Source organism: Streptomyces sp. RFCAC02 (genome assembly GCF_004193175.1).
GTDB lineage: Bacteria > Actinomycetota > Actinomycetes > Streptomycetales > Streptomycetaceae > Streptomyces.
Genome location: NZ_SAUH01000001.1, coordinates 2227844 through 2240922 on the forward strand (window position 1 = coordinate 2227844; position 13079 = coordinate 2240922).

Below are 13079 nucleotides of genomic sequence, written 5' to 3' on the forward strand. Positions count from 1 at the left end.
CTCAAGATCAACGTAGGTGGGCAACGGCCGCGACTCGGCCCCGTGCGTGTCTCACGGTACAGGGACGGGAACGCGAGCGGTCCGCCCGCTATCCGAGCAGGTCCGCCACATCCCGCTCCCCCAGCCGGTACGGCGCCGCCAGGACGCCGAGCCACTCCCGGCGCCCGGCGTCGTCCAACTCCTCCCACCGCGGGTGCCGGCGGGACCACCGGCGGACGAACTCGGCGCGCTCCGCGTGCCCGGACAGCCGGTACAGACCGGCCCACCGGTCCGCGGTGCCGCCGCGCCCCTCCTCCCGGTGGGCGGTCACGACGGCGTCGAGCAGCCGGTCGAGCGCGCGGGCGTACGCCGGGCTGCCGACGTACGGCTCCGCGTCCGTACCGCCCTCGAACTTGAACAGCACCGCCGCCCGCAGCAGCGCCTCCATGTCCGTCACCGACTCGAACGCGGCCCGGTGCGTCAAAACGGGTTCCTTCCGTGGAAGAGGACGTCGTCCATCGAGATCTTGAGTCCGCCCCAGTGGATCACTTCGTTCGGCTGCTCGCCGGGCCGGAACAACGCCCCCTCCGGCTTCTGGAAGGCGATCATGAAGTCGCCCTTCCCGCGGTAGAAGGGATTGCCGATGAAGACGAAGCTCTCGACGTCGCCCGGCGACAGCATGTCCTGGGTGAAGAAGAGCTTACCGGCGTCATTGGCGGTGAACCGGGCTCCCCATTCCTGCATGATGCGCTGGTACCCCGCCTCGTCCGTGTAGTGGAAGAAGGTGTTGTCGTCCATGTTGTTGACGAGGTTGTCGACGTCATGGCCGGCGAGGCCGAGCGGATCGGCCCACGTGTGCGGGTTGTGGACGTACGTGTACGGGTTCGGGGCGGGCGCGAGGCCCAGGGGGTCGGGGGTCGTGAACCGTGCGGTGGCCGGGTCGTAGTGCCGGTGCAGGTTGTAGTGCCAGCCGGTCTCCTCGTCCGCGTACTGCCCCGGGAAGCGCAGCGGGATGTCCGTGCCGTCCACCGACGGGTCGCCGTACGGGACGCCCCACACGGTGGCCCGTGACCGCCAGGCGTGCTCCCCCTCCTCGGTGACCAGGAGCACGGGCGCGCCGACGAGGTCGCTGACGATGGCGTGGAACCGGCGGTCCGTCTCCTCCTGGTCCGGGTCGGCCGCCGCTCCCCGCGGGCGCCGCTCGGTCTGGGTGATCGGGCGCAGCCCCTCGTACTCCCAGGTGAGCGCGCGTCCCCCGGCCCGCTCCTCCTGCTCGACCAGCAGGTGGTGGTGCCAGGTGAACAGCGTCTCGGCCTCGACGGTGTCGCCGCTGAGCCGGCGCTTGGCGACGCGGCGGCCGAACCCGTCGTACAGGTAGCGCCAGCGCGCGCCGTCGGGCGTCCGCACCTCGGTGAGCCGGTTCTCCGCGTCCCAGGTGTAGTGCCACGCGTCGGGCTTGCGCGACAGGCGGGTCCGCCTGCGCAGTACGGTGCGGCCGGCGTCGTCGTACTCGTGGCTGACGCGCCCGGCGCCCGTCAGGGACATGCCCCGGTAGGTCCGCTCACCGGCGCTGTCGCCGGCCGGGTCGTCCCAGACGGCGGAGAGCTGGTTGCCGGTGGCGTCGTAGGAGTAGCGTTCGCCGGCCCCGTGGCGCTGGACGGCGGTGACGCGCTGCGCCTCGTCCAGCGTGAACCGGGCGTGCCCGTCCGGGCCGTCCAGCGCCGTGAGGCAGCCGTCGGGGCGGTACGTGTAGTCCCACCGGGCGAGGCCGCGCGCCCCGGCCGTCAGCTCCTGGTGGCCGAGCCGCCCCAGCGGGTCCCAGCCCTGCGTCAGGGTGAGCGTGTCGCCGAACCGGCGGCCGGTCGGCCGGCCTGCCTCGTCGTGGCCGAACGACACGCTCCTGCCGCCGGTGGTGAGCTCCGCGCGCCTGCCGGCCGGTGTGTACGTCCAGGCGCTGTGGTGCCCGGCGGGGGTGACACGGGTCGCCACGCGCCCGGTGCGGTCGTAGGAGAGGCGGAGCACCCGGCCGTTGACGGCCTCCTCGACCAGGTTCCCCACCGGGTCGTAGCGCCGCTCCACGTCGACGTCCGGGGTCGTGGCGCGGACGGGGCGGCCGAGGGCGTCGTACGTGTAGGCGGTGACGGAGCCGTCGGCGGTCCGCTTCTCCAGGAGCCGTCCGAGGGCGTCGTAGCGGTAGTCGACCCGCTCGCCCGCCGGGTTGGTGCGGGACAGGGGCCGGCCCGCGGCGTCCAGGGCGTAGCGCGTGGCCCGCCCGTCGAAGTCGGACTCCTCGACGAGCCGCCCGGCCGGGTCGTAGGTGTACCGCCAGGCCCGGCCCGCCGGGTCGCGCACGCTGACCAGCCTGAGCCGGGTGTCGCGCGCGAACTCGTACCGCGTGCCGTCCGGGTTCGTCTGCGCGGAGACCTGGTCGAAGCCCTGGTACTCGAAGCACGTGGTGGCGCCGCTCTCGTCGGTGTGGGCGAGCAGGTTGCCCTCGTCGTCCCACTCCCAGGTGCGGACGCCGCCGGCGGAGTCCGTCCGGCGCAGGGGCCTGCCCTCGCCGTCCCACTCGTGGTCGACGCGTCCGCCGACGGCGTCGAGGACGGCGACCGGCCGGCCGAAGGCGTCCCGCCGGCAGGTGATGGCCGTGCCGTCCGCGTCGGTGATCCGCAGCGGCAGTCCGGTGGCGTCGTTGCTGACGCGGACGGCGTTGCCGAGGGCGTCCGTGACGCCGGTGACGGCGCCGCGCTCGTCGTACGCGTACCGCGTCCGATTCCCGGCCGGGTCGGTGACGGCGACCCGGTTGCCGCGCTCGTCGTACGCGGTCTCCCAGACGGTCCCGTCGGGCTGGGTGATCTCGGTCGGCCGGCCGGACCCGTCGTGGACGGCGCGGACGGTGCTGCCGTCCGGGCGGGTGGTGACGACCGGGTCGCCGTGCTCGTCGTACGTGTGGCGGGTCGTGTGGCCGAGGGGGTCGGTGACGGCGAGCAGCCGGTCGTAACGGTCCCACTCACGGGTGGTGACGTGCCCGAGCGGGTCGGTCTCGGCGATGAGCTGGAAGCTGTCGTTGAACTGGTGGACGGTGGCGCAGCCGAGGGAGTCGACCGCCGTCGTGCGGTGGTTGTCCGTGTCGTAGTGGTAGCGGTATTCGAGGACGCGGTCGGTGCCGGTGGTGAAGACGCAGCGGCCCTCGGCGTCGTACTCGTAGGCGTACCAGTAGCCGTTGCGGTCCTCCCAGCGCGTGAGCCGGGCGTGGTCGTCGTAGGAGAGCCGCAGGGCGCGTCCGGACGAGTTGTGGACGGCCGTGAGCAGTCCGTCGTCGTCGTGTCCGTAGCGCCGTAGGACGGGCTCGCCGGGGGCGCTCAGCAGGCGCAGCGCGGTCACCCGGCCGCGGTCGGTGTCGAGGCCGATGTGGTAGCCGCCGCTGTGCCGTACGTCGGTGAGGGTGCCGGTCCGGTCGTACGCGAAGTCGATCGTGTTGCCGTTGCGGTCGGTGATGGACTGGAGCGGCAGCTCGGTGTCCTCGCGGCCGGCGACCGGGGCGAAGCGCAGGGTGCGGCCGGTTTCGCGCTGGTGGACGGTGAGCGGGGAGGACGGCCGGCCGTCCCAGGCGAGGCCCCAGCGGGGTCCCTCCACGGGCATGACGGGGTCGCCGCCGGGGAGGGGGCGGGGGTAGACGAGGGCCATGCCGTCGGCGGTGAGGAGCGTCGCGCCGTGCTCGTCGAGTTCGAGGCGCTGGTCGAGCGTGGATGCCCAGGAGCGGCCGAACAGGCGGCCTCGCCGGTAGGACGAGACGTGGTGGCGTTCCAGGACGAGGGGCAGGACGCCGGGGAGGCTGACGTCGGTGGCGGACAGGAGCAGTTCGCCGGTGGCCATGTCGACGGGGTCGCCGCAGGCGGTGCGGCCGTTCATCGGGATGCCGTCGCCGCGCGTGCGGCGGCCGAGCTTGAGGGCGCCCTGGCGCAGGCCCTTCAGGCCGGTGCGGGCGGCGGCGAGGCCGCCCTTGAGTCCTCGGGCGAGGCCGCCGAGGGTGGTCAGGCCCTTCATGCCCGGGATGCAGTCGAGGACGGCGAACGCGACGTCCCAGAGCGATGCTTCGCCGTTCGCGTATTTGATCAACGTGTCGGCGAGGACGACGAGGGCGGCGGCGAGCACCACCCAGGCCAACGGCCCACCGATGATCATCACGACGATGCCCAGGACCGCGACGATCGCCTTGCAGACGTCGACGATCGTGTCCCAGTTCTCCGTCACCCAATGGATCGCGTCTTCCCACCACCTGCGGTTCTGGATACCCGCGTCGGACGCCTCGTCGATGTCACGGGCCGCGTTCCGTGCCGCCTCCTCCCGCATCTCCCGCGCCTCTTCAGCGAGCTGCCGGGCGGCGTCGAGACGGCCCTGCGCATCGTCCACCCGCCCCTGCGCCGACTCCTGCGCCTGCTGCGCCGCCTGCCGATCACGCGTCGCAGCACGCACCTCCGCATCGTCCGGCGGCTGTGCACCCTCGCCCTCACGCTCCAGACGGTCCGCCTCGTCACCCGCGCGCGACACCCAGTCCTGTGCATCCCCCAAAGCGCTCTGCGCGGCCGTGAGATCGGCCTGCGCGGCGATCGCCCGCTCCAGCGCACGATCCGCCTGCCCCTGCGCCGTCTCCAGCTTCGGCCAGTACGTCTGCAACGCCTGCGCACACAGGTCGTACGAGTCCTGCAGCTTCGTCAGGTTCTCGGGCACCCCGTCGAACTCGTCCCGGAACGCATCAGCCGACAACCCCGCCCATTCCTGGACGGCGCTGTCCCCGGCAAGCCCCCGGATCTTCCCCAGCGCCTCACCCACATCGTCCGCGAACGTCTGCAGATCCTCGGCGAGCGTCCGCACCTCGTCCGGGATTCCTGGAGTCGGATCCGACTCCATCCCCACCGGAGACCAATCAGCAGGCCGTGCCATGAGCCACCTTCCCCCGTTGCTTCACCTGGGGGAGCGGATGACCGTGCTCTCTCCCACCCCCCGATGACGGGACGTCAGGCATGATCGCTCCGGTTCCCGGGACCGGCGTGCAGGGGCATCGCACAGGAGAACGGACGGCCCCCCGCCGGGCGGAGACAGCGGGCATGACAGTCATATGGGCACGCAAGCGTGTCCATCACCCTTTTCCCGACCCACCCCGGCTTACCGTGGTCCGGTGGATCACACTACGCACACGACCCAACACCCTCGGCGCACCCCCGGCGCGGCCCGGGTGCGGGCGCGCGTGCCCAGGCCGGCCGGTGCCGTACCGGCCCGGCCCCAGCCGCGCACGCCGCGGCGGCTGCCGCGCCCCCGGCTGACCGGCCTCGGCTGCGGCGTCCTGGCGACGGTGTCGATGACGGGAACGGCCTGGTTCTGCGAGCTGCTGGGCGGCGCGCCGACGGTGTACGGCGTGCTGTTCGTCGTCACGGGGACGGCGACGGCCCTGTGGGTGCGCCCGGCCGACCTGGTCTTCGCCCCGGTGGCGGCGCCGATCGCGTTCGCCGCGGGGCTGCTCACGACCGGCGGGCTGGTCACCGCCGTGACGGAGCTGGCCCTGCGGGCGCCGTGGGTCTTCGCCGGGACGGCCGTCGCGGCGCTGATCACCCTGGTCCGCCGGGTCCTGCTGGTCGCCGGGCGCCGGCTGCGCGCGCGCCGCGCCGCCGTCCGTTAGCGGCCGGCCACCTTCGCGGCGGCCTCGGCCCGCAGGTCGCGGCGCAGCTCCTTCGGCAGGGAGAACTGGATGTGCTCCTGCATCGGCTGGACGACCTCGACGTCGCCGAAGCCCCGCGCGGCCAGCCACTCCAGGACGCCGTCCACGAGGACCTCGGGCACGGAGGCGCCCGAGGAGACGCCCACCGTGGTGACGCCCGCGAGCCACTGCTCGTCGATCTCGTCCGCGCCGTCCACGAGGTACGCGGCGGCCGCGCCGGCGCCGAGCGCCACCTCGACCATGCGGGCCGAGTTGGACGAGTTCTTCGAGCCGACGACCAGGACGAGATCCGCGTCGGCGGCGACCTGCTTGATCGCGGTCTGCCGGTTCTGGGTGGCGTAGCAGATGTCGTCGCTCGGCGGGTCGACCAGCGCGGGGAAGCGGTCCTTGAGGGCCGAGACCGTCTCCATCGTCTCGTCCACCGACAGCGTGGTCTGGGAGAGCCAGACGACCTTGCCGGGGTCGCGGACCTCGACGTTCGCGACATCGCCGGGGCCGTCGACGAGCGTGATGTGCTCGGGCGCCTCGCCGCTGGTGCCGATGACCTCCTCGTGGCCGTCGTGGCCGATGAGGAGGATGTCGTAGTCCTCGCGGGCGAACCGGACCGCCTCCTTGTGGACCTTGGTGACCAGCGGGCAGGTCGCGTCGATGGTGGCGAGCCGGCCGCGTTCGGCCTCCCGGTGCACCTCGGGGGCGACGCCGTGCGCGGAGAAGATGACGATCGAGCCCTCGGGCACCTCCGCCGTCTCGTCGACGAAGATCGCGCCCTTCTTCTCCAGCGTGCGGACGACGTACTTGTTGTGCACGATCTCGTGGCGCACGTAGATGGGCGCTCCGTACTGCTCGAGCGCGCGCTCGACGGCGATGACGGCCCGGTCCACGCCCGCGCAGTAGCCCCGGGGCGCGGCGAGCAGGACGCGGCGCTTGGTGTCGGTCGGGTCGGTCGGGACGGTCGAATCGGCCATGTGCCCCATCGTACGGGGGCGTTTCGGGCGGCCGGAACGCGGCGGGGAGCGCGCCGGGGGCGGGCGGGGGTCGCGCGGTGTCCGTTGTCAGTGGCGGGCGTTAGGTTGCGGGCATGGCAGTTACGACGTCCGCCGAGACGCCGATCCCGGTCGGGGACGTGTCGCGGCTCATCGGAGGGTGGATCGACCGGCTCGGCGCCGTGTGGGTGGAGGGGCAGATCACGCAGCTGTCCCGGCGCCCGGGCTTCGGGGTGGTCTTCCTCACGCTGCGCGATCCGGCGCGGGACGTGTCGCTGCGCGTGACGTGCTACCGGGCCGTGTTCGACAAGGTCGCCGACGTGATGCGCGAGGGCGCGCGGATCGTCGTGCACGCCAAGCCCGAGTGGTACGCGCCGCGCGGTGAGCTGTCGCTGCGCGCGACGGAGATCAGGGCCGTCGGCATGGGGGAGCTGCTGCTGCGGCTGGAGCGGCTGAAACGGGAGCTCGCGGCCGAGGGGCTGTTCGCCCCGGAGCGCAAGCGGCGGCTGCCGTTCCTGCCGGGGTGCGTGGGGCTGGTGACGGGCCGCGCGTCCGCGGCCGAGCGCGACGTCCTGGAGAACGCGCGGCTCCGCTGGCCCGCCGTCCGCTTCGCCGTGCGGAACGTGGCCGTCCAGGGTGTGCACGCCGTGCCGCAGGTTGTGGCGGCGGTGCGCGAGCTGGACGCCGACCCGGCCGTGGACGTGATCGTGGTGGCGCGCGGCGGCGGGAGCGTGGAGGACCTGCTGCCGTTCTCCGACGAGGAACTGGTGCGGGCCGTCGCGGCCTGCGGGACCCCCGTCGTCTCCGCCATCGGGCACGAGCCGGACGCGCCGCTGCTCGACCTGGTGGCCGACCTGCGGGCCTCCACGCCGACGGACGCGGCGAAGCGCGTGGTGCCGGACGTGGGCGAGGAGGTGGCGCGCGTGCGGGAGCTGCGGGACCGTGCGCGGCGGGTGCTGGCGTCGCGCGTCGACCGCGAGGAGCGGGGCCTCGCCGCGGCGCGGAGCCGTCCCGCCCTGGCCGCGCCGCACCGGCTGGTGGACGGGCGCGCGGAGCAGGTCGCGGATCTCGTCGCGCGCTCCCGGCGCACGCTGGGGCATCTGCTGGACCGGGCGGCGGCCGATGTGGAGCACACGCGGGCGCGCGTCGTGGCGCTGTCCCCCGCGGCGACCCTGAAGCGGGGGTACGCGGTCCTCCAGCGGACGGACGGGGCGGCCGTGCGGGCCGTCGGGGACATCGCCCCGGGGGACGTGCTGCGGGCGCGCGTGGCGGACGGGGCGTTCGGTGTACGGGTCGGGGATGAGCCGGCAGAGACGGGCATAGGGTGGCGGGCGTGACGGAGACGGAGTCGGGGACCGGGGCGGAGCCGGGCGGCGCGGCGATGGGCTACGAGCAGGCGCGGGACGAGCTGGTCGATGTCGTCCGCCGCCTGGAGGCAGGTGGGGCGACGCTGGAGGAGTCCCTGGCCCTGTGGGAGCGCGGCGAGGAGCTCGCGCGGATCTGCGGGCAGTGGCTGGAGGGAGCGCGTGCCCGGCTGGACGCGGCGATCGCCGCCGAGGAGGAGCACGCGGCGGGCACCGGCGAGGAGGCCGGGGACGCCGGAGAGCAGGACAGGGCCACCGCGGGCGAGGCATAGCATGACGGGACAGGTTGACCCGTCAACAAGGAGGGTCGGCCCCCCTCGGAAAGGCACCACCCTGATGGCCCTCAGCCTCGACGCCGTCGCCCAGAACCTCCTGTTCCACGAGGCGCACACCGCGCGCTCGTTCACCGACGAACCGGTGACCGACGAGCAGATCCACGAGATCTACGACCTGATCAAGCCTGCGCCGACCGCGTTCAACATCTCCCCCCTGCGCGTGACCGTCATCCGCAGCGAGGAGGCCAAGCGGCGCCTGCTCGCGCACGTCGCCGAGGGCAACCGGCCGCACACCGCCGCCGCGCCGGTCACCGCGATCCTCTCCGCCGACCTCTGCTTCCACGAGAAGCTGTCGACGCTGTTCCCGGTGTACCCGACCCTCGCGCAGGACGTGTACGGCGACCGTGACGCCCGCGAGGCCGACGCCCGGCTGAACGCCGCCCTCCAGATCGGCTACTTCCTGCTGGGCGTGCGGGCCGCGGGCCTCGCCGCCGGCCCGATGACGGGCTTCGACGCGGAGGGCCTGGACAAGGAGTTCTTCGGCGACGGCCGCCAGAAGTCCCTGGTCCTGGTGAACATCGGCCGGCCCTCCGAGATGGCCTACAATCCGCGTCAGCCCCGGCTGGACGCGACGGAGGCCGTCACCTCCCTCTGAGCACGGGCGGCGTGCCGCGGCCGGGCGTGCGCCCGGCCGCTCCCGTCCCTGGGTCAGACCTGCCCGGCCTGCTGCACCCGGAGCGCGGCGGCGAGACCGGCCAGCCGCTCGGACGACGCGGTCCCCATGACGACCGTGACGCCGTCGTCCTGGAAGCGCACCAGGGCGTCGTACTTCGGCCCCTCCCAGCGCGCCCACTCTGCGCCGGCGACCGTCTCCGTCCGGCCGGTGTCCGCCGCGCCGCGCGTCACGGAGGTGACGAACTCCTCCTCGTGCCCCTCCGCGGGCGCGGCCTGCGTGAGGGCGGCGTACTCGTCGGCCGGGTCCATGAACCCGAGGCGCCAGGTCGCGCCGAACTCGCCCTGCGCGTCGTAGCGCACGGCCGTGGCGCGCCAGTCGTCGTCCAGGCCCTCGGGGACCAGCAGGCCGTAGGGGGCGGCGCGGGCGGCCGTCGCGGCGGCCACGTCGTACTCGACGGTCCGCACCGGGTCCTGCGACTCGTCGTGCGGGATGACCAGCCAGAATCCGAAGGCGCCGACGCACACCAGGACCATGGACAGCACCATGTTGCGGACGGTCTGGAGCCGCGCCCGCTGCGCGCGCCGGTCGGCCGGCGGCGGCGTGTCCCCGGCGGCGGTGTCCCCCGCGGCCGGCCCGGATGCGGATGTCCCGCCGGGGGCGGTCGGCTCAGCCCCGGTGCCCTGCGACTCGTCACTCTCCACCCCGCCATCGTCGCGCACCGCCGCGCGCGCCCCCGCACCGCCCCCTGCCGCTCCCACCGTTCCGCTCATACGATGGCAGGGCCGCTCATCTGGAGGACGTGCGGTTACAGTCGAAGAACGCTCAGCGTCCCGCCCAGAAAGGTGCGTCCCCCGATGACCGATCACCACCACCTACCGGCCGCGCTCGATGTCGGCCCCGAGGCACCCGACCGCAACCTGGCGCTCGAACTCGTCCGCGTCACGGAGGCCGGCGCGATGGCGTCCGGCCGCTACGTGGGGCGCGGCGACAAGAACGGCGCCGACGGCGCGGCCGTCCGCGCCATGCGCGCCCTCGTCTCCACCGTCTCGATGAACGGCGTCGTCGTCATCGGCGAGGGCGAGAAGGACGAGGCGCCCATGCTGTACAACGGCGAGCGCGTCGGGGACGGCACCGGACCCGAGTGCGATGTGGCGGTCGACCCGGTGGACGGCACGACGCTCACCGCCAAGGGCATGAACAACGCCGTCTCCGTCCTCGCGGTCGCCGAGCGGGGCGCGATGTTCGACCCGAGCGCCGTCTTCTACATGGACAAGCTCGTGACCGGCCCCGAGGCGGCCGAGTACGTGGACATCGAGGCGCCGCCCGAGGTCAACATCCGCCGGGTCGCCAAGGCCAAGGGCGGCGCGCCGGAGGACGTGACGGTCGTCATCCTCGACCGGCCCCGGCACGAGGGCCTCGTCCGCCGGGTGCGGGAGAGCGGGGCGCGGATCAAGTTCATCGCGGACGGCGACGTGGCGGGCGCCATCATGACCGTGCGCGAGGGCACGGGCGTCGATCTGCTGCTGGGGATCGGCGGCACGCCGGAGGGCATCATCGCGGCCTGCGCCCTCAAGTGCCTCGGCGGGACGATCCAGGGCAAGCTGTGGCCGAAGGACGAGGACGAGCGCCGCGCCGCGCTGGAGGCGGGCCACGATCTCGACCGGGTGCTGTTCACGGACGACCTGGTGCGCGGCGAGAACGTCTTCTTCGTCGCCACCGGGGTGACCGACGGCGAGCTGCTGCGGGGGGTGCGCTACCGCGCGGAGACCGCGACGACGCAGTCGCTCGTCATGCGGTCCCGCTCGGGCACGATCCGGCAGATCGACTCGACGCACCGGCTGTCCAAGCTGCGCGCCTACAGCGTGGTCGACTTCGGGCGCGCCGGCTGACCGCGCGCGCCGCCGGCCGGCCGACCGGTGGGCGACCGGTCGGCCGGCCGGCGGCGCGGGTGCGCACGCGGGGCGGACGGGAGGGCGCGGGAGGGCGGCCGCGCGGGCGGGGGGACGACCTCCCGTCGGTGTCGCCCGGGCGTGGCCTAGGCGATGCGGGGGATGTCCGATGTGCGGCCGCCCGGCGCCGCCGTCTCGCGCCGCCGGCGGCGGCTGAGGACGACCCGGCGCTCGGCGGCCGTCAGACCGCCCCACACGCCGTACGGCTCGGGCTGGAGCAGTGCGTGCTCACGGCACTCGAGCAGCACGGGGCAGCGGGCGCACACGGACTTGGCGGCCTGCTCGCGCGAGAGGCGGGCGGCTGTCGGCTCCTGGGAGGGCGCGAAGAACAGGCCCGCCTCGTCGCGGCGGCACGCGGCCTCGGAGTGCCACGGACCCGCCAGGTCTTTCGGACTGCGCTGGGCAGGTGCAGCGGGGGACCACGGGGACTCGTGTGGCGGTGACGATGGCAGCACGGTCAACTCCTGACACGACGGCGGCTACGGGGGTCGCTCCTGGCTGATGGACCCTCACCCGTCCTGGAGGACAGCGCGCTTCCCTCTTCCCACCCTGCGGCCATACGAGTGACGGTCCCCCGAGCCCTACCCGCTGTGCGCACGTCTATGCACAAAGCGACGGCATGGCGTGCCACGTCAGCCGTACCGGTCAGTCGCGGCGCAGGTCCTTGACCCGCTTGCCCCGGACCGGCTTGGCGTCCACGCCGCCGAGGATCGCCCAGCCCTTCACGATGACGACGGGCGCGTCGGGGTCGGCGGCCTCCGCCTCCTCCACCTCGAATCCGCCGAGGAAGCCGGTGCCCTCACAGCGCAGCGACACGTTCTCCGGGACGCGGATCTCTATGCCGCCGAGGAGGGCGACCGCGTTGACCGTGACGTACTGCTGCTCGAACATCGCCTGGGTGAAGTCGAGTTCGACACCGCCGAGGACGGCGACGGCGTTGATCGTGCCGCCGGTGCTCCAGCGTCCGCGCCGGGCGGCGCCGCTCAGGACGGCGACGACGTTCCGCGCGCCGTGCCCGCCGTGGGGCGGTGCGGCGCCGGGGCCGCCGGCGGATGCCCGCGCCGGCGCGGGCGGCTGACCGGCCGGCAGATCGCGGATCAGCGGTCCCAGCTCGTCCACGGTGCGGGCGGCGTAGACGGCGTCGACGCGTTCGGCGTGCTCATCGGCGTCGATGCGCCCCTCGGCCAGCGCCTCGGCGAGGATCTCGGCGACCCGGTCGCGATCCCCGTCGGAGGCGCGGACCGGCGGCGGGGACTCTTTGCCCAGCCGGACGGCGGGCGGCTTCTCGGCTGTCACCCCGACAGCCTAGCGACACGCGATACATCGCGACCAGACCCGGCACCCCGGACATGCCCCGAACGCACCCCCGACCTCTCCCCCACCCGCCCCTGAGCCACCCCTGAGACCCGCCCCCCACTTCGGCGCCGCCACTCGGAAACACGCAGGTCACGGCATGTAGCACGGGAAGCACACCGGATTACCACAATCCGTGACGACTGTGGCACGGTAGGTGACGGACCACCTCCGGTCCCCGATCAGACAGCCTGTCCGACCACCGCCCCGAGGAGACCGCCGTGCTCACTGTCGGCGACCCGTTCCCCCCGTTCGACCTGACCGCCTGCGTGTCGCTGCGCGCCGGCGAGGAGTTCACCCGCGTCACGGAGAAGACGTACGCCGGGTCGTGGAAGGCCGTCTTCGCATGGCCGATGGACTTCACGTTCGTCTGCCCGACGGAGATCGCCGCATTCGGCCGGCTGCACCCGGAGTTCACCGAGCGCGGCGCCAACGTCCTCGGTCTCTCCCTCGACTCCGAGTTCGTCCACCACGCGTGGCGCCGCGACCACCCGCACCTGCGCGACCTGCCGTTCCCCATGCTGTCGGACGTGCGCCGCGAACTGTGCTCGGCGCTCGGCATCCTCGGGCGCGACGGGCTGCCCCAGCGCGCGGTGTTCCTCGTCGACCCGGACGACACGATCCGGTTCAGCATGGTCACGGACGGCTCCGTCGGCCGGAGCCCGAAGGAGGTCCTGCGCGTGCTCGACGCCCTCCGGACCGACGCCCTGTGCCCGTGCGACTGGACCAGGGGCGACGACACGCTCGACGCCGGCGCCCTGCTCGCGGGAGCCTGACCCGGCGC

12 protein-coding genes are annotated in these 13079 nt (G+C 73.7%); 6 read left to right on the forward strand and 6 right to left on the reverse strand.

Annotated features, from left to right (window positions below; genetic code table 11):
* Positions 1–88: 88 nt before the first annotated feature.
* Together EMA09_RS10135 and EMA09_RS29275 are read right to left on the reverse strand one after the other, a co-directional pair.
* Positions 89–463, reverse strand: a complete 375-nt coding sequence (locus tag EMA09_RS10135; protein ID WP_129840743.1) for a hypothetical protein — start codon at positions 461–463, stop codon at positions 89–91.
* Complete coding sequence (locus tag EMA09_RS29275; protein WP_168220688.1) at positions 460–4890, reverse strand: DUF6531 domain-containing protein; 4431 nt, start codon at positions 4888–4890, stop codon at positions 460–462. The genes EMA09_RS10135 and EMA09_RS29275 overlap by 4 nt, the downstream gene beginning before the upstream one ends.
* Positions 4891–5158: 268 nt before the next feature.
* Here EMA09_RS29275 and EMA09_RS10145 point away from each other — a divergent pair, with 268 nt between their 5' ends.
* Positions 5159–5656, forward strand: coding sequence for a DUF6542 domain-containing protein (locus EMA09_RS10145; protein ID WP_129840745.1), 498 nt, complete (start codon positions 5159–5161; stop codon positions 5654–5656).
* Here the strand turns inward: EMA09_RS10145 and EMA09_RS10150 are convergent.
* Positions 5653–6660, reverse strand: coding sequence for a 4-hydroxy-3-methylbut-2-enyl diphosphate reductase (locus EMA09_RS10150; protein ID WP_129840746.1), 1008 nt, complete (start codon positions 6658–6660; stop codon positions 5653–5655). The genes EMA09_RS10145 and EMA09_RS10150 overlap by 4 nt on opposite strands.
* 113 nt (positions 6661–6773) lie before the next feature.
* Here EMA09_RS10150 and xseA point away from each other — a divergent pair, with 113 nt between their 5' ends.
* The 3 genes from xseA to EMA09_RS10165 all read left to right on the forward strand — a co-directional run bounded on the left by xseA (position 6774) and on the right by EMA09_RS10165 (position 8972).
* Positions 6774–8015 (forward strand): exodeoxyribonuclease VII large subunit, encoded by a 1242-nt coding sequence (xseA, locus tag EMA09_RS10155; RefSeq protein ID WP_129840747.1) that lies wholly within the window; start codon positions 6774–6776, stop codon positions 8013–8015.
* A 44-nt stretch (positions 8016–8059) separates the two neighbouring features.
* Positions 8060–8314, forward strand: a complete 255-nt coding sequence (locus EMA09_RS10160) for an exodeoxyribonuclease VII small subunit (RefSeq protein ID WP_129843947.1) — start codon at positions 8060–8062, stop codon at positions 8312–8314.
* A 64-nt stretch (positions 8315–8378) separates the two neighbouring features.
* Positions 8379–8972, forward strand: coding sequence for a malonic semialdehyde reductase (locus EMA09_RS10165; protein WP_129840748.1), 594 nt, complete (start codon positions 8379–8381; stop codon positions 8970–8972).
* A 53-nt stretch (positions 8973–9025) separates the two neighbouring features.
* Here EMA09_RS10165 and EMA09_RS10170 read toward each other — a convergent pair whose 3' ends face one another.
* Positions 9026–9694, reverse strand: a complete 669-nt coding sequence (locus tag EMA09_RS10170; protein ID WP_240796333.1) for a DUF4245 domain-containing protein — start codon at positions 9692–9694, stop codon at positions 9026–9028.
* 153 nt (positions 9695–9847) lie between these two features.
* Between EMA09_RS10170 and glpX the strand changes: the two genes are divergently transcribed.
* Positions 9848–10882, forward strand: coding sequence for a class II fructose-bisphosphatase (gene glpX, locus EMA09_RS10175; RefSeq protein WP_129840749.1), 1035 nt, complete (start codon positions 9848–9850; stop codon positions 10880–10882).
* A gap of 146 nt (positions 10883–11028) precedes the next feature.
* Here glpX and EMA09_RS10180 read toward each other — a convergent pair whose 3' ends face one another.
* Positions 11029–11394 (reverse strand): WhiB family transcriptional regulator, encoded by a 366-nt coding sequence (locus EMA09_RS10180; RefSeq protein WP_129843949.1) that lies wholly within the window; start codon positions 11392–11394, stop codon positions 11029–11031.
* A gap of 193 nt (positions 11395–11587) precedes the next feature.
* On the reverse strand, positions 11588–12238 hold the full coding sequence (locus EMA09_RS10185; RefSeq protein WP_129840750.1) for a DUF1707 domain-containing protein: 651 nt from the start codon (positions 12236–12238) through the stop codon (positions 11588–11590).
* Positions 12239–12516: 278 nt separating this feature from the next.
* Between EMA09_RS10185 and EMA09_RS10190 the strand changes: the two genes are divergently transcribed.
* Positions 12517–13071, forward strand: a complete 555-nt coding sequence (locus tag EMA09_RS10190; protein WP_129840751.1) for a peroxiredoxin — start codon at positions 12517–12519, stop codon at positions 13069–13071.
* Positions 13072–13079: the final 8 nt, after the last annotated feature.

Bases quoted from the DNA above. Each gene is read 5' to 3' on its own strand.
- EMA09_RS29275 (WP_168220688.1), bottom strand. From the start codon at position 4,890: ATGGAGTCGGATCCGACTCCAGGAATCCCGGACGAGGTGCGGACGCTC.
- EMA09_RS10150 (WP_129840746.1), bottom strand. From the start codon at position 6,660: ATGGCCGATTCGACCGTCCCGACCGACCCGACCGACACCAAGCGCCGC.
- xseA (WP_129840747.1), top strand. From the start codon at position 6,774: ATGGCAGTTACGACGTCCGCCGAGACGCCGATCCCGGTCGGGGACGTG.
- EMA09_RS10160 (WP_129843947.1), top strand. From the start codon at position 8,060: ATGGGCTACGAGCAGGCGCGGGACGAGCTGGTCGATGTCGTCCGCCGC.
- EMA09_RS10165 (WP_129840748.1), top strand. From the start codon at position 8,379: ATGGCCCTCAGCCTCGACGCCGTCGCCCAGAACCTCCTGTTCCACGAG.
- glpX (WP_129840749.1), top strand. From the start codon at position 9,848: ATGACCGATCACCACCACCTACCGGCCGCGCTCGATGTCGGCCCCGAG.